This window comes from Mobiluncus sp. (genome assembly GCF_034180645.1).
In the GTDB taxonomy this organism is placed as follows: domain Bacteria; phylum Actinomycetota; class Actinomycetes; order Actinomycetales; family Actinomycetaceae; genus Mobiluncus.
The window spans coordinates 19,452-35,028 of record NZ_JAXFNY010000007.1 but is presented as its reverse complement, the minus strand read 5'-3'; the positions used below and the strand labels follow the sequence as shown (position 1 = coordinate 35,028).

Annotated in this window: 15 protein-coding genes; 9 read left to right on the top strand and 6 right to left on the bottom strand. The window is 60.1% G+C overall.

Going from position 1 to position 15,577, the window contains the following annotated elements; all coding sequences use genetic code 11:
• The 4 genes from SPI05_RS02520 (at position 1) to SPI05_RS02505 (ending at position 2,711) form a co-directional block, all read left to right on the top strand.
• Positions 1 to 675, top strand: a complete 675-nt coding sequence (locus SPI05_RS02520) for a Maf family protein (protein WP_321075844.1) — start codon at positions 1 to 3, stop codon at positions 673 to 675.
• Positions 676 to 792: 117 nt separating this feature from the next.
• Entirely contained in the window at positions 793 to 1,155 is a 363-nt protein-coding gene (locus tag SPI05_RS02515; RefSeq protein ID WP_321075842.1) for a GntR family transcriptional regulator, read from the top strand.
• Positions 1,148 to 1,882: an ABC transporter ATP-binding protein gene (locus tag SPI05_RS02510; protein ID WP_321075840.1), complete on the top strand. Its 735-nt coding sequence runs from the start codon at positions 1,148 to 1,150 to the stop codon at positions 1,880 to 1,882. The genes SPI05_RS02515 and SPI05_RS02510 overlap by 8 nt, the downstream gene beginning before the upstream one ends.
• Positions 1,872 to 2,711, top strand: coding sequence for an ABC transporter permease (locus SPI05_RS02505; RefSeq protein WP_321075839.1), 840 nt, complete (start codon positions 1,872 to 1,874; stop codon positions 2,709 to 2,711). The genes SPI05_RS02510 and SPI05_RS02505 overlap by 11 nt, the downstream gene beginning before the upstream one ends.
• Positions 2,712 to 2,784: 73 nt before the next feature.
• Here SPI05_RS02505 and SPI05_RS02500 read toward each other — a convergent pair whose 3' ends face one another.
• The 4 genes from SPI05_RS02500 to SPI05_RS02485 all read right to left on the bottom strand — a co-directional run bounded on the left by SPI05_RS02500 (position 2,785) and on the right by SPI05_RS02485 (position 7,603).
• The gene (locus SPI05_RS02500) at positions 2,785 to 3,939 is read right to left on the bottom strand and encodes a 5-(carboxyamino)imidazole ribonucleotide synthase (protein WP_321075838.1); all 1,155 of its coding nucleotides are present in this window, start codon (positions 3,937 to 3,939) and stop codon (positions 2,785 to 2,787) included.
• A 1-nt stretch (position 3,940) separates the two neighbouring features.
• The gene (gene purE / locus SPI05_RS02495; RefSeq protein ID WP_321075836.1) at positions 3,941 to 4,474 is read right to left on the bottom strand and encodes a 5-(carboxyamino)imidazole ribonucleotide mutase; all 534 of its coding nucleotides are present in this window, start codon (positions 4,472 to 4,474) and stop codon (positions 3,941 to 3,943) included.
• Positions 4,475 to 4,814: 340 nt separating this feature from the next.
• Positions 4,815 to 6,155 carry an LCP family protein gene (locus SPI05_RS02490; protein ID WP_321075835.1) on the bottom strand — a complete coding sequence of 447 codons (1,341 nt, stop codon included), beginning with the start codon at positions 6,153 to 6,155 and terminating at the stop codon, positions 4,815 to 4,817.
• Positions 6,152 to 7,603 carry an LCP family protein gene (locus tag SPI05_RS02485; RefSeq protein ID WP_321075833.1) on the bottom strand — a complete coding sequence of 484 codons (1,452 nt, stop codon included), beginning with the start codon at positions 7,601 to 7,603 and terminating at the stop codon, positions 6,152 to 6,154. Before SPI05_RS02485 ends, SPI05_RS02490 begins: the two co-directional genes overlap by 4 nt.
• 97 nt (positions 7,604 to 7,700) lie before the next feature.
• Between SPI05_RS02485 and SPI05_RS02480 the strand changes: the two genes are divergently transcribed.
• Positions 7,701 to 8,627: a glycosyltransferase family 2 protein gene (locus tag SPI05_RS02480; RefSeq protein WP_321075831.1), complete on the top strand. Its 927-nt coding sequence runs from the start codon at positions 7,701 to 7,703 to the stop codon at positions 8,625 to 8,627.
• Here the strand turns inward: SPI05_RS02480 and SPI05_RS02475 are convergent.
• Both SPI05_RS02475 and SPI05_RS02470 read right to left on the bottom strand, forming a co-directional pair.
• On the bottom strand, positions 8,581 to 9,033 hold the full coding sequence (locus SPI05_RS02475; protein ID WP_321075828.1) for a DUF2304 domain-containing protein: 453 nt from the start codon (positions 9,031 to 9,033) through the stop codon (positions 8,581 to 8,583). The genes SPI05_RS02480 and SPI05_RS02475 overlap by 47 nt on opposite strands.
• 1 nt (position 9,034) lies before the next feature.
• Positions 9,035 to 9,766 (bottom strand): glycosyltransferase family 2 protein, encoded by a 732-nt coding sequence (locus SPI05_RS02470; RefSeq protein WP_414601958.1) that lies wholly within the window; start codon positions 9,764 to 9,766, stop codon positions 9,035 to 9,037.
• 224 nt (positions 9,767 to 9,990) lie between these two features.
• Here SPI05_RS02470 and SPI05_RS02465 point away from each other — a divergent pair, with 224 nt between their 5' ends.
• From SPI05_RS02465 to SPI05_RS02450, 4 genes are all read left to right on the top strand, one after another.
• Positions 9,991 to 12,327, top strand: a complete 2,337-nt coding sequence (locus SPI05_RS02465; protein WP_321075827.1) for a cell wall-binding repeat-containing protein — start codon at positions 9,991 to 9,993, stop codon at positions 12,325 to 12,327.
• A gap of 248 nt (positions 12,328 to 12,575) precedes the next feature.
• Entirely contained in the window at positions 12,576 to 13,208 is a 633-nt protein-coding gene (locus SPI05_RS02460; RefSeq protein WP_321075825.1) for an acyltransferase, read from the top strand.
• A 32-nt stretch (positions 13,209 to 13,240) separates the two neighbouring features.
• The gene (locus SPI05_RS02455) at positions 13,241 to 14,341 is read left to right on the top strand and encodes a DegT/DnrJ/EryC1/StrS family aminotransferase (protein WP_321075823.1); all 1,101 of its coding nucleotides are present in this window, start codon (positions 13,241 to 13,243) and stop codon (positions 14,339 to 14,341) included.
• A 111-nt stretch (positions 14,342 to 14,452) separates the two neighbouring features.
• A complete protein-coding gene (locus SPI05_RS02450) occupies positions 14,453 to 15,439 on the top strand; it encodes a Gfo/Idh/MocA family oxidoreductase (RefSeq protein WP_321075821.1) in 987 nt (328 codons plus the stop codon).
• Positions 15,440 to 15,577 lie beyond the last annotated feature (138 nt).

Genomic DNA, 15,577 nt, shown 5'->3' with positions numbered 1-15,577 from the left:
ATGGAAAAATCGGATTCTGTCAGGGGTGAGGCTGCGGTGAGCGTGGTGTTGGCTTCCGCCTCCCCGGCGCGGCGCAAAGTGTTGCAAGGGGCGGGGTTGCGCCCGGTGGTGCGGGTTTCTCACGTGGACGAGGATGCTTTGCTCGCCAAGTTGCGTGCGCGTGCGGCTGGCTCGGCCGAGCAGGTTTTGGCTCTAGCGCAGGCAAAAGCGCGGGCGGTAGCGGGGGAGCTGGAGACTTCGCTTTCGCCGGGTGCGGATACGTTGGTGGTGGGTTGTGATTCCATGCTGGAGTTTCACGGGGAAGTGTTGGGCAAACCGCACAATCCCGAGGTGGCTCTCGCGCGGGTGCGCGCCCTGTCGGGGGATTGCGGGGTGTTGCACACTGGGCATTGGGTGATACGTTTACGCCGCGATGCGGCCGAGGCCGTTGCAGAAGTGGGGCGCACCGAGTCTACCGTGGTGCATTTCGCGGATTTCAGCGAGGCGGAGGCTCGCGCCTACGTGGCCAGCGGGGAACCGCTGGAAGTTGCTGGTTCGTTTACGATTGACGGTCTGGGCGGGGCATTCATCAGCGGTATCGAGGGCGACCCGCACAATGTCATCGGGATTTCCCTGCCCTTGTTGCGAAAGCTGGCTGGCGAACTGGGGATTTTCTGGCCCTCGCTGTGGGCTTGAGCCAAATCTTCCTCTTTATTGGCTACAAAATAGTTTCCCCTTGACAGCTGTGTGACAGTGTATTAGTGTTGTAGTACACAAACATGGTACCGCGTTTGTCTAGGTAAGGAGAAGCTGATGGATTTTGATACTGGAACGCCAATTTGGCGTCAGTTACTTGACGACTTCTCACGGCGTATCACCAGCGGAGCGTGGGAGCGGGGTTCCCAGATTCCCTCTGTACGCGATTTATCCGCCGAGTACGGGGTCAATCCCAACACCATGCAAAAGGCGTTGACCGAGCTGGAGCGCACCGGCTTGGTTGCCTCGCGCCGGGGCTTGGGACGTTTCGTCACCGAAGATGCCGGAACCGTCCGGGAACTCGGCAAGGATCTGGCGAAAACCTCCGTACGTAACTTCATAACAGACATGAAAACTTTGGGACTGAGCCTCAGCGAAGCCCAAAATCTCTTGAACAGTCAATGGAAAGGACGTGATTGAGATGCAACCCTTAGTGGAAGTGTCCAACCTCACCAAACGCTACCAAGGCATCAAAGTAAACGGAGTGGTGAAACCGGCATTGGACCAGCTCACCCTCAACTTGAGCGCCGGAAAAGTCATCGGTTTGCTGGGCGAAAACGGCTCGGGCAAGACCACGCTGTTAAAGATTCTGGCCGGCGTACTGGAACCCACCAGCGGGCAAGTTCGCATCAACGGCTCGGAAGTCGGGGCGAAAACCAAGGCCATGACCTCTTTCCTGCCCGACGCCGCCTGGCTGCCCGAATCTATCAGCGTTGACGCGGCAATCGGTCGCCACGCGGATTATTTCGCTGACTTTGACGCGAAAAAAGCCAGGGAACTGGTGGAATTCCTGGGGCTGGAACGCGACCTAAAAACCAACCACATGAGCAAAGGAATGCGTGAAAAACTGCAGCTAGCGCTGGTGATGTCACGCTCCGCCCGGCTCTATCTGTTGGACGAACCGATTTCGGGAGTGGATCCGGCGGCGCGCCAAACCCTGCTGGACACCATTGTGAAAGGCTGGAACCCCGAAGCGACTCTGTTTATTTCCACCCACCTGGTTACCGACATTGAGCCGGTACTGGACGAAGCCGTATTCCTGCACGCGGGCAAGCTGTTCAAACAGGGCGAAGCTGATGAACTGCGGGAAGCCTACGGCATGTCCCTAGACCTCATCTTTAGGAAGGAATACTCCCATGTTTGCTAAGTTATTCAAGTATGAAGCCAAGGAAATGGGCTGGCAGCTGCTGCTCTATCTGGTTGTCGGCTTGGTGGTGGTCTTTGCCTCGGGGCTGCTGAGCCTCACTAACCAAAGTTTCCTGGCCACCACGGGCACCACCATCGGCGTCCTCGTGGCAATCATCATTCCCTTCCTCGTGTTTATCATGGGTTCCAAGTACTACTACCAAACCACCTACGGACAGCGCGGCTACTTTACAAACACCCTGCCGGCCTCGGGCGGAACCGTGCTGGGTGCGAAGTCTCTGTGGCTGTTTATCGCGGTCCTACTCAGCATTTGTTGGAGCTGCTTGGCGCTGGGCTGGGTCATCTTTACCCAGATGGCGGGGGCGGCAGGCCCCGAGCTGAGTTTCGGCGATAAATTTGTTGCCACCTGGGAGGCTATCGGGCAACTCCTGCAAAGCACCCCCGCCTACTTCATCGTCACTATGATTGTGGTCTTACTGCTGGTGGCGGCACAGTTTGTGCTGTGGGTGGTGTGCTTTTCCGCCCTGGCTAACCGTTTCGGCTTCGCTTACCTGTCTACCAACAAGGCGGTGACCATCAGCGCGATTCTCATCTATGGGGTTTATGAAGCGGTGTTGGCTCTGTTTATTTTCCTGGTGCCGGCGACGTTGAGTATTACGGGTTCGACAAGCAGTCCCCAGATGCAGTTGGTCTACGGCGCTATCTTCTCGCAGTCCAACGAGGGAGCCGGCGTATTCATTCCGCTGGGAATGCTGGCGATAATCCCGCTGTTAATCTGCGGCTACTGGTTTGCTCACAACTCGCTGTCTCGACACCTGTCGTTGCGTTAGTTGGGTGTTTCATTGTGGCGGCTCGGTATTCCGGGCCGCCACGATATTTAGGGTCACAAGGTCGGTGCGGTGCTTACTTGCCCATCAGCAGGTTAGCGGCCGCGCGGGCGGTGGAAAGCTCCAGGTCGGGGTCTGTGCCACAGACGTTGACGTGACCAAGTTTGCGCTTCGGGCGGTTACTCTTGCGATACAGATGAATCTTGGCTTCGGGATATTTTTCCATCACGCTGGTCACGGCCAGAGCCGGGTCGTCCAACTTACTGCCCAGAACGTTAGCCATCGCGGTGTAGGGTGCGGTGCGGGAAGTGTCGCCCAACGGCAGGTCCAGTACCGCCCGCAAATGCTGTTCAAACTGGGAAGTCACGCAGCCATCTTGGGTCCAGTGTCCGGAGTTGTGCGGGCGCATGGCCAGCTCATTGATATACAGGCGGTATTTGCCATTGGGGGTTTTCACCAGGAACATTTCAACCGCGTACACCCCGGTGATGTCGAGTTCCACGCCAATTTGGCGCGCCAAGTCCTCACCTTGGTCAATGATGTCCTCAGGAATCGGGGCCGGCTCCAAAACAGAAGCGCATTGTCCCTGTTCCTGCCAGGTTTGCATGGGGATATAGGTGCGCAGTTCCCCCGAAGCACGCCGCGCCGCCATCACTGCCAGCTCGCTGCTGAAAGGAACCCGCTGCTCGACCAGGCACTCGATGCCTTCATCCAAGGCTTCCCGCCAGGTCTTGAACTCGTCCAAACTCGATACCAGACGCACCCCGCGCCCGTCATATCCGCCGTGGCTGATTTTTGCCACCAGTGGCCAACCGCAGCGCCGGCCCACGTCCTTGACCGCATCCAAATCCGCCCCATTGGCCCAAGCGGGCATGGGCAGCCCCAACTCACCCAAACGCTGGCGCATCGCCAGTTTGTCTTTCGCATAGAGCAGGGCGGATTGGGAGGGCCGGGCGGGGACACCGGCCGCGGCGGCAGCATCGAAAACGGCGTCTGGAATCAACTCGTGTTCAAAAGTCACCACGTCAGCCCCGTCCAGCAGCTCGCGCAACGCTTCGGGGTCGTCAGGGGAACCCACCACAGTTTCCGGGCACACAAAAGCGGCCGGATCCGAGGGGGAGTCGGCTAAAACTCGCAGGCAAAAGCCCAGTTCGCCGGCCTCAGTAGCCAGCATTCGGGCCAGTTGACCAGCGCCGATACACGCCACTACGGGCGGATGATAGGTGGTCAACTCAGTTCTCCTCCGTGTCCATCACGTTTTTCAGAGCTTCGCCTTTGTCGATGGCTACTTGGCGCAGCAGAGCTTGATATTGCAACATGCGTTCGCGCATCTGTTGTGCCTCCGGTCCTTCCCCGGCGCCCAAGATACGGGCAGCCAGCAGGGCGGCGTTCTTCGCGTTTCCGATAGAAACCGTAGCGACCGGCACCCCGGAGGGCATTTGCACGATAGACAGCAGGGAGTCCATGCCTTCCAGGTGTTTCAACGGAACTGGCACGCCGATGACCGGCAGGACAGTAGCTGCTGCCAGCATCCCCGGCAGGTGTGCCGCTCCGCCCGCTCCGGCAATGATCACCCGCAAACCGCGCTTTTCCGCCGAAGTCCCGTACTCCAGCATGTCGATAGGCATCCGGTGGGCGGACACGACCCGAGCCTCGAAAGAAATCCCAAAGTCGCGTAGCACCTCCGCGGCGGCTGACATTGTCGCCCAATCGGAATCCGAACCCATCACCAAGCCCACCAGGGGCGTATTCTCAGCTTCGCTCATAGCGCCATTCTACCCCGTGGGTTCCCAGCCCGGGGCGGGGATTGGAGCATTCGTCCTCGCGTTCGGCCGGGTGCAGCTCGAGCCGTGATCTGGGCGGGGGAGGCGTCGCTCACGCCTGGGTTGGGGCGAGCGAGATATCGCTCGCGGAGGTCTCGCGCGACTTGGGGGGTCACAGACCCCCCTCGGAAAATGCTTGCAGAGCATAGCATTTTCCTCACCCCCTAGCGTCGCCTGCGAGTACCTCCGCCTTCGCTCCTCTCGCCCCGCTGACGAGCGATACCCCGCCCAGCTGGGTGTCTTTTCGAGCGGCGGGAACTCAGTGAAACACTTGCGTAAAAACCTAGAACTGCGGGGTCAGGTCGGCAGGGGTGAGGGTCCCGTTGCGTAGCCCTTCCCAGAAAGCGGGGGTGCGGCTCTCATCCAGCTTCACCGTCGAGCCCACCCCGCCGCCGGGGTTGTAACCGAGCGACGCGATAGGTGGCACCCCCTGCAACCCGGTGTTCCCAGCCTTCCGCAGTGCCAGTGCCATCCGACCAATGTCAAGGGTCCCGGTGGAACGGTCAACCGTCAGGGCAGCCGCGCCCGCGTCAGCTAGGGCCACTTGTCGGGCGGGATTAACTAGCACTTCCGGGCTCAGCGCCTTTTTCAGAGTGGAGCTGATGACCAGGCGTTGGCGTTGGGTGCGCCCAATGTCGCCCAGCGGGTCGGAATAGCGCATCCGTGCAAACAGCAGGGCGGTCGGCCCGTCTACATCATGGCAACCGGCTTGCCAGTTCAGCCCTGTCATCCGGTCGGAAAACGTCTGATCCCAGCAGAGGTTGATTCCGCCGACCCCGTCAACGACCTGGGCTACGCCGTTGAAACCCAGCTGGGCGTAGTGATCCACGCTGAGCCCGGTCAAGCCCTCGACGGTGGAAACCAGCAGTTGTGGTCCTCCTTCGGAAAACGCGGCGTTGAGTTTGTTGTATCCGTGGCCGGGAATCTCGACATAGGTGTCGCGAGGCAGCGAAACCAGTGTGGCAGTGCCGTTGGTGGCCCGGTGCAGCAAAAGAATCGTGTCGGATCGCTGGCCCTGTACCCCGCTGTTCGCTTCGGCGGTGCCTTCGCGGGAATCCGAACCGGCGATGAGCCAGGTCGTGCCGGGGGTGTCTGCTGCCCCGCTCAATGCATCGGTACGTCCCAGGTTCGTGTCCACTCGGTGTATCAGGAACAGTCCCCAAAACACTATGGCCAGAATCAACGCTAAAAATAGGGTGAAAATGGTGAGAAAGATTCGTTTCGGCCAGCTGCGAGTCCGGGTGGTTCCGGTACGTGGTTGGCTGGCAGGCGGTACCGATTCGGGGCTGGTCACCAGGTCGGGTGCAGGTCTCGGGCTAGCCGCCCGCACCGGGGGTGTGCCGGGCGAGTTGGGACTACCGGGGGTGTCAGGGTGGTAGTTTGCTGCTGAACCGGGGGCATAAGCGGCTGGTAGTGCCAAATCTTCATAGCTCAGCCCTTGCCGGTGCGAGTTAGGTGTGGAGGAGCCGCCCACTACCACGGCGTTGCGAGAATCCGGACGTCCCCGTGAAGTTTCGTGGCTGGGGATAGTTGGCGCAGGGGACTCCGGTCGAGCATTGGAAGAGCTTCCGGGGTTCGGGCTACGCAGGGAGCTTTCGGGTGGAAAGGACGGCGGCAAAGTCATTGCTGGGTGTCCTGCCAAGTGCCGCTGCCCCCGGATGTTTCACCGGATGGGGCGTTATTGGCAGAATTTCCTTCCGTTTCGCTGGTGTTTGCCGAGTTCGGATGGCCCGTGGTGCCGGGGTTGTGCGCCGGGGCTTCCGGGCTGCTTGCGGCGTTGCCGACAGAGTTGCTATTCGTTGTTCCCCCGGTTTGCCCAAGGTGGGCGGAATTGGCCCCATTCGTCCCGCTCGTCCCCCGGGAAGGCGACCCTTCAACGCGACCGATGCTACTCCCTTGTGAAGGGACAGACCCGCCGGAACTGGCGGAATCGGGCGAAAGTGAGGAGGCCTGCTCGCTGGGCTCGTGAAGACCCCCGTTCATGTCCTGGTAGGGGAAAATGGAGGGAACCGGCTTGTCTAAACGTAAGGCATCGAACATTTCCACGGCATTATCCGCCACTGCCACGCGCGCCCGGTCGGGAGCGTATTCCCCGAAAGGCAGGGTGTAAAAGCGGATATTGTCGGGTTTGACCTTCGATAGGGACAGCGCCAAACCGCCCAGATTCTGAGCATTGCCAAAACTTTGCGAGGTGGTTAGGGACCTCATTCCCGCTTTCATGAAGGCGTATAAAGTCGGCAAATCGGTGAGCATATTGCGGCTCTTAGCTTCCTTCATCATGGCGCCGATGAGTTGCTGCTGGCGGCCAATCCGGGAAATGTCCGAGCCGTCGCCCACCCCGTAGCGGGCGCGGGCAAAACCGAGAGCCTGTTGGGAATTCAACGTTTGGCACCCGGCTGGAAGGTCAATGGTGCCCTTGCTGTCCTTCATCTTTTCTTCCAGGCAAATTGGCACCCCGCCCAGGGCCGCCACCATGTCTTGGAAACCGTCAAAGTTCACGACCACAAATTCGTCAAGGAAAATCCCGGTCAGTTGCTCCACAGTTTTTAAGGTGCAGGCCGTAGCCGCAGCCACGTCCTCGTCCTGTCCCAGCAGGGCAAAAACGGAGTTGAACTGGACCAAACCTTGACTGGCGGGCTCGGTTTTTCCGTCAGCGCGTTGGCAAGCCGGGCGCTTCACCATCAGGTCGCGCGGGATAGACATGACCTCCACGCGGGTGCGGTCCGCGCTGATATGCGCCACCAGGGTCGTATCCGAGCGCATCCCGGTAATCCGCCGGCCCATCTCGTCATATTCCTTTTGCGCCCGGTAGTCCGACCCGATGACCAGCACGTTCAAGTCTCGGTTCGCGAAGCTGTCCTCCGGGAGGTCTTTCTCTCGGCGATCGTCCTCGAGGAAAGCGTTCACATTCACTTTCTTGGTCCACGAGGAAATATCGGCATTGACCAGACCCGCGAAGCTCAGGCTGAAAATCGCCAAGAACAGTACCACAAGGCTAAAAATGCGTAGTCCTCGCCGCGGGCGAGTTAGAGCGGCGGCGTGGGAAGCAGCAGGGTGGTGCTTTGATGACACCAGGCCATTGTAGACTTAAGCGTCGGGTATTTCCTGGCACGGTTGTGCTTGGGCCGATGATTTTCCTAGATTTTGTGCGGTAGGGAGGGGAAAGTTCGTGTCGAATTCGTCCGCAGCACCCACCAGTCCGGCCCCGATGCCCGGTGTCGCCCGCCCGGCCATTCGCGTGGTCACGGTCGCTTATCACTGTGGGGAGGGAATACGCGGACTGTTACAGAGCCTTCCCGAGGCTTCCCATCAGGCAATTCACACCGTGGTGGTGGATAACTCAGAGAACTGTGATACCGCGGTGGCGGCTCTCTGCCAAGAATTCGGCGCAGAATACCGATCCTTGCCGGATAATCCGGGATTCGGGGCGGGCAACAATTTTGGTTCCGATTTCGGGGGCGGCGAACCGTGGCTATTATTCGCTAACCCGGATTTGCGCCTGACTCCCGGCGCTTTGGACACCCTGATTGCTGCCGCCGAGGCTCATCCCGCGGCGGCGATAATCGGCCCGGCCCTGGTGGACGAAACCGGCACACGCTACCCCACCGGCCGGTCTTTTCCCTATATTTCCATCGGAATCGGCCACGCGCTGCTGGGGCGAGTGTGGCCGGGAAACCCGTGGACTCGCCGGTATTGGGGGTTGTCTTGGCGGGGGACTGACGCAGCTGAGGTGGACTGGGTCAGCGGGGCTTGCATCCTGATTCGCCGCTCAGATTGGGAGCAGCTGGGCGGTTTTGACCCGGCATATTTTATGTACTTTGAGGACGTGGACTTGGCTTGGCGGGCGCAGCGTTTCCTGGGGCGCGGGGCGCTGTTCGTGGGTAGCGCCGTGGCGATACACGAACAGGGGGCTACGACCGGTAACAAGACCTTGGGGACGGGTCAGAAACGGAACTTGCGGGTCTTGCAGGCTCACCACGATTCGGCGCGGATTTTCCTGGACCGGCTCTATGTAAATCGCCCGTTTGCCTTGCCGCTGCTGATGTTGATTAGCTGGGGTCTGCGGCTGCGGTATCGGGCTTTGGCTCGTCGTTAGGGTCGGTGCGCCGCGCCTCGGACAGAGCCAGCGCCCGAGTCAGCTCGGTCAAGCGCGCCTGGACCGCGATGTTGTAACGCCACTGCACCAGCCAGGTCGCCAACACCACTATGACCAGCATATACAGCAATAAATCGGTGCCGCGTCCCACGCCGAGGAATGCCGCTACCGCGGAAATGACGGGCGGATAGATAATCGCCACGGCCGCCAAAACCGCGAACAGCAGCGCCAGGATGCGCCGCAAAGCCAGGTCGCGGGCTCCTTGGAGGCGGGACACATAAACCAGCCCCACCGCGACCACAATTAACAGGACAATCTTGATACCCCACTGGCCGGCCGCTACCCACGCCAGCAAAGTCGGAACCGAAGTAGAAACCAACCCGGCTACACTTGTGAAAACACCCATGTCAGCGCACCCCCATCACTAAATCCATGACGATGTTTATCGAGTTCCACAAGGATTGACCCTTGGCTTTGGAATAGTCGGTGTAGCGGATATGGACCGGCATTTCCGCCCAGGGTAGCCCGCTTTTTCCCAGTTGCGCCACGATTTCCGAAGCGTGAGCCATGCGGTTTTGCTTCAGGTTCAAGGTGCTGGCCGCGGACCGAGACAGCAGGCGCAGTCCATTGTGGGCGTCAGTCAGCAACATATGGGTGGTGCGGGCGGTCGCCCAAGCAGCGGTTTTCAGCACAATGCGCTTGGCGGCTCCCATCTCTTGTTTCTTGGATAAAAATCGGGAACCAAAGATAATGTCGAGCTGGTCTGTTTTAGCGCGGTTCCACATGGAAACGACGTCATCGGTTTGGTGTTGGCCATCGGCATCAAAAGTCGCTGCGTAGGGTAGGTCGGTGTCTTGCAGGAAGTAGGTGATGCCGGTTTGCAGAGCGGCGCCTTGTCCCAAGTTGATGGCGTGAGTCAGGACGGTGGCTCCGGCCCTGCGAGCCAGGGCGGCGGAGTCGTCGCTGGAACCGTCGTCAACACAGATGAGGTGGGGGAAAGTTTTTTTGGCTTCCTGGAGAACTTCGGTGATGACGGGGCCTTCGTTATAGATAGGGATGACCAAGGCGACTTCCTGGCCGGCGCGCCGGGCGGCGCTATCAGACCCGGCGAGGGCGCTAGTTTTCCCGTTTTCACTCACGACCCTATTGTGTCATGGGTGGGCGGGTTGCGTGAAAGCAGATTTAGAGCGAGGCGAAAAATGTGAGGGGTACGCCTGCAGAATGTGTTACTATTGTTACTGATGTGAAAATTAAGCATCAAAAGCTATCAAAACGCATAATAATTGTGTGGTTTCCGAAATTAAATCTGGACACAGGTCAAAAAATCGGGAAAGCTATTGTGCAGTGTTGATTGGAGTTAGTAATGCCTAAGTACGTCATCTTGGGGGCGCTGTCCGCCCTGTGTCTTTTGGCCAGTCCAGCTCTCGCGGCCCCGACCTCCGGGGGAGATACGGCGCCGAGCGAGACTTACAGTACAGACTTTTCAGCCGTGGCCTCCCTGCCCGGTTTAAGTGGGTCAGAACTCGGTGACCACGTTGCGAAATTCCAGGCGTCCCTGCGCGGGGAAGTGACCCATTCGGGCAGCGGCGGTCTGGTGACCCAGTCTCGACACGTAGAATCCAACCCGAACACCGGCACAAAACAGCAGATATCGCGCGTAGACCTGAAGTCCGCAGTGTCGTTGGTGGCGGTGCAGTGGCCGACGGACGGACCCCAACCTTTGGCGGTACTGGGTCGCTACCTGCAGGGCGGCGCCTGGTCAACCTGGCAAACTATCGGCGACGACTTCGAGTCCAGCCGGGACGGTTCCATTGCGGCCAGCGAGCCGTGGATTGTGTCAAATGCGGCCAAAGCCGAAGTGGCGGTGGTGCTGCCCGAATCAGCGGTGGGATTCCAACCCAAAGTTGAGGTCATCGACCCCGGCACGCGTCAAGCCGACCAAAACTACGCCCTGAACGATCAGGGACACACTCATGCCTTCGTTTCTGCGAAAACACCTACCCTCGTCACTCCGGGACAGGCCAGCGGACCGGACGGCGGCGGCCCGTTCGCTCCCAAGGACAATCAGGACGATGCCGGCAACAAAGTCATCCCTCCTTCTAACGTAGAAAACGAATGGACGAAAGTGCCTGCTACCGGCCAGCCCTCTACCTTGTACACGCGGGCAGACTGGGGCGCTAACGAATCTTGGCGGAGCTGGCGAGCCTACCGCGGCGAGGTGACGGGAGCGGTCGTACACCATACGGCCACCGCCAACGACTACAGCCCCGAAGCGGTTCCCAGCATCCTGCGTTCCATCTACCGCTACCACGCCATCAGTCTGAAGTGGGGAGATATCGGCTACAACGTGCTGGTGGATAACTTCGGGCGAGCCTGGCAGGGGCGTGCCGGCGATTTCTGGCACTACAACACCGTCGGTGCCCATGCTTCAGGCGTGAACGCTTGGACTTTCGGGATTTCCGTGCTGGGCAATTACACGGATTTCCGTCCCTCGGACGCGGCGGTAGACACGGTGTCTCGCGTTATTGCCTACAAACTAAAGCCCACCGGCCTGGATCCCCTGGAACTTCAGACCACGATTCACAAGGGCAAAGGAACTATTACCGCGCCGGTCATCTCGGGACACCGTGACGTCGGTGCCACAGCCTGCCCCGGCAACGCCTTTTACGAATTCCTGCCGACGTTGCGCCAGATGGTCGCGGAATACATTTCCCAACCGGGCGACCCGATTAAAGTGCCCGACTATGCCCAACTCCAGCAAAACCAGATTAATTCCGGCGTTCCGTTAGCTTTGGCTGGTGCAGACCGTGTGGGCACCTCTATTGAGATTGCCCGTCACGCTTTCCCGCAAGGCTCGCGCACGGTCTACCTGGCCAACGCGGTCAATACCGCTGACGCGCTGGCCGGCGGGTCGCTCACGGATGGCCCAATTGTGCTGGTATCGGCTAAACGGGACGCTCAAGCGGCGGTCGCGAACTATGTGCGAGAAGCGAAAGCCACGAAGGTGGTTGCTTTGGGCGGCCCCGGAGCGGTGAGCAACGCGGCGTTGAATGCCGCGGCGGGAGGCGTGGCTACCGAGCGTATCGGAGGCCGCGACCGAGTGGAGACTTCCGCCCTCATTGCCCGTCACGCAGCGGGAACGCGACCGGCTAGTGCTGTGTTCCTGGCGGAAATGTCACAAGGGATAGACGCGTTAGCGGCCGGTTCGTTGACGGCTGGGCCGGTCATTCTGGTTCCCACCAACGGCAAGCTGCCCTCGGTTGTGACCCAGACGATTGCGGCCATAAACCCGACCAAAGTGGTGGCTTTGGGCGGACCGGGCGCGGTCTCGAATCGGATTTTGTCCCAAGCCTCCGCCGGGCGTGCCTCCGAACGTATCTTTGGGGCCGACCGCTACGAGACTGCCCGTGAAATCAGTAAATATCAGTTCCCGCAAGGCTCCGCGCAGGTCTACCTGGCTTCTGGAAAGAACCCGGTTGACGCGGTAGCTGGCGGGGTGCTGTCAGACGGGCCGATTCTGCTGTTGCCCAACGCCCGAGGGAAATCTTTGAACGGGAGCATCGCCGCTGAGATTGTGCGTCTCCAGGCGCACACGGCCACGGCCCTGGGTGGACCCGGCGCGGTGGCACAGGAGCAAATTAACCAGGTCTTTGTGACCTTGCAATCCATCGGTGCCACCCCGACAACCAGCGCCAAATAGGGCCTGAACTGCGGGGGCTCGGGGCGATTCCCGAGCCCCCGTGTTTTGTGCCCCGGATGCTTTGCGGGGTAGGAGTCCTTGGCATCGGGGGTGTTCGTTGCTGAGCGATTCTAATTTGCGTTTAAATCGGGGTTGCTGGTCTATATAGTCACGTACCCCGATTTAATCGCAGATTTCGATTACCAAATTCGGATATTGTTTGGCCCGCCCGCTTTCCACCAGGTTCTGCCAGGCTCCGTTGGGATAAGATGGAGGAGTTTGATTTGGTCAGAAAGGCAGCTATGGGTCGTATCGTTGAAACCGCCCAAATTGCGCCGTCGGCTGCAATCGGTGGCGGCTGCTCGATTTGGGATTACGCCCAAGTCCGCGAAGATGCGGTGTTGGGAGAAAACTGCATCGTGGGACGCGGGGCCTACATCGATGCCGGCGTGAAAGTCGGCGCGAATTGCAAAATTCAAAACTATGCCCTGGTTTATGAACCGGCGGTGCTGGAAGACGGCGTGTTTGTCGGTCCGGCCGCGGTCTTGACCAATGACCAGTGGCCGCGGGCCATCAACCCGGACGGCACCTTGAAATCCGCAACTGATTGGGAAGCCGTGGGGGTGACATTGCGCCATGGCTGCGCCATCGGGGCTCGGGCAGTGTGCATCGCCCCGGTGACCGTGGGGCGGTGGGCCACAGTCGGTTCCGGCGCGGTGGTCAGCCGTGACGTTCCCGATTACGCCCTGGTGGTTGGCGTTCCGGCTCGCCAGATTGGGTGGGTAGGGCGCGCCGGGGTGCGCCTCGAAGCGGTGGAAGGCAAAGCTGGGTGCTGGCGGTGTCCCGTGACTGGACAGACCTATACCGAAACTGACGGAACGCTGACTTTGGACGAAGCCTGAGGCTTTAGAGAGTACACAAGCAAGGAGACAATATGAGTAAAGAATTCATCCCCGCAGCCAAGCCGATTATCGGCGCGGAAGAACGCGAAGCAGTGGATGCGGTACTGCGCACCGGAATGTTGGCTCAGGGTAGCGTAGTGGCTGAGTTCGAACAAGTTTTCGGCGCCCAGCTGGGGGCGGGGAGGGAAACCGTGGCGGTCAACGCCGGCACTTCCGCCCTACTGTGCGGTCTGCTGGCGGCTGGGATCGGGGCGGGCGACGAAGTCATCGTGCCGTCATTTACCTTTGCTGCCACGGCGAATTCGGTGGCGCTGACCGGGGCAAAGCCCGTGTTTGCTGACATTGAGGCGGAGCATTTCTGCCTCGATCCCGGCGCAGTTGAGGCGGCTATCACGCCGAACACAAAGGCGATTTTGCCGGTCCACCTCTATGGACACCCGGCGAATATGACCGAGCTGGGTCGGATTGCGCACGAACACGACCTGATGATTTTCGAGGATGCCTGCCAGGCTCACGGAGCGACTTGGAACGGCCAGCCGGTTGGAACATTTGGGACCTTTGGGGCATTCTCGCTGTACCCAACCAAGAATATGACCTCCGGCGAAGGCGGGATGATTACTTCCGAAACCCCCGAGCATGCCCGCAAGTGCCGCCTGTACCGCAATCAGGGCATGGAAAAGCAGTACCAAAACGAAGTCATCGGCTTTAACCTGCGCATGACGAATATTCACGCCGCAATCGGGCGTGAGCAGCTGAAAAAGGTCGCGGGCTGGACCGCGAAACGCCAGGAAAACGCTGCTTTCCTGAGCGCGAACCTGCAGGGAGTCGCCGTCCCGACCATTGCTCCGCAAGCCTCCCACGTGTTCCACCAATACACGATTCGGGTCACGGCCGACCGCGATGGGTTTGTCCAGGCGCTGCGCGAGGAATACCAGATTGGTTCGGGTGTGTACTACCCGATTCCTAATCACCGGCTGCCGTCTTTGTGCCACTTCGCGCCGGGCTTGGACCTGCCCCAGACCGAAGCGGCCGCTCGTGAAGTCGTGTCTCTGCCGGTGCATCCTTCCCTGGATCAGGAAGACTTGGAGCGTATCGTGACTGCCGTCAACGCCCTGGCCAAAGCCGGTGCTTAGACAACGGTGTGGCGCCGATCCGTTAATGGGGGCGCCGCGTGGTGGTGTGGAGGCGTTTAGAAACGCTCCGGGGGACCGTTTTAGCCGGAACTCAAAGCAGATAGGAAAGTCATGAAAGAAATACGTGTTGGAGTAATCGGTATTGGATCAATGGGTCGCCACCACGTCCGCAACGTCCGCGAAACCCCCGGCGAAACCCTCGTCGCCGTAGCGGATCCGGCCGGTGACAAGTTCGGGGTGGCGGGGGAGCTGGAGGTGCTTCCTGACGTGTCAGCCCTGATTGAGGCCGATATTGAAGCCGCGGTCGTGGCGGTGCCCACGGCTTTTCACCTGGAAGTGGCGCTGCAGCTGGCCGCCGCGGGTGTTCCGGCTCTCATCGAAAAGCCCCTGGCTCGCACGGTTGCGGAAGGCGAGCAAATCGTGAGCGCTTTCCAGCGGGCCAACCTGGTCGGTGCCGCCGGTTACGTAGAACGCTGCAACCCGGCCTTGATCGAGCTACAAAAGCGGGTTGCCGCCGGCGAGCTCGGGGAGGTGTTCCAGATTGCTACGCGGCGCCAAGGCCCGTTCCCGGCTCGAATTTCTGACGTGGGGGTCATTAAGGACCTGGCGACTCATGACGTGGATTTGACCGCGTGGATTGCGGGTTCGCGCTACCAATCCGTGTCCGCCCGGACGGCTCGCAAATCCGGGCGCGAACATGAAGATTTGCTGTTCGCCACCGGGGTGCTGGAAAACGGGGTGCTGGTGAACCACATCGTCAACTGGTTCAGTCCTTTCAAGGAGCGCCTGACCACCGTCACCGGTGAAAAGGGTGCGCTGGTTGCGGACACAATGAACTCCACTTTGACGTTCTATGAAAATGGCACCAAAGCTGTGGAATGGGATCAGGTGGCGAACGTTCGCGGGGTGAGCGTTGGAGAAGTCACCCAGTACGCCTTGAACCAGCGCGAACCGCTGCGGGTGGAGCACGAGATCTTTGTGGCCGCCCTGAACGGGGATGCTAGCCGAATCGTGCCGCTCACGGACGCGCTGCAGACTCTCAGGGTGTTAGAAGCGATGGTTCAGTCGCGAGACACGGGACAAACGGTCGACCTGTAGGGCTCCTGACCACCCGCCGCGACGCCGGCACCTGTCCGTCATCAGACCCGCAAAACCGCTTGGCTGCGCCGAGCCTGGCAGACTGACGTAACAATAGGCACCTTAATGCCACACTTCGACAAACCGAAAAACGCAGCC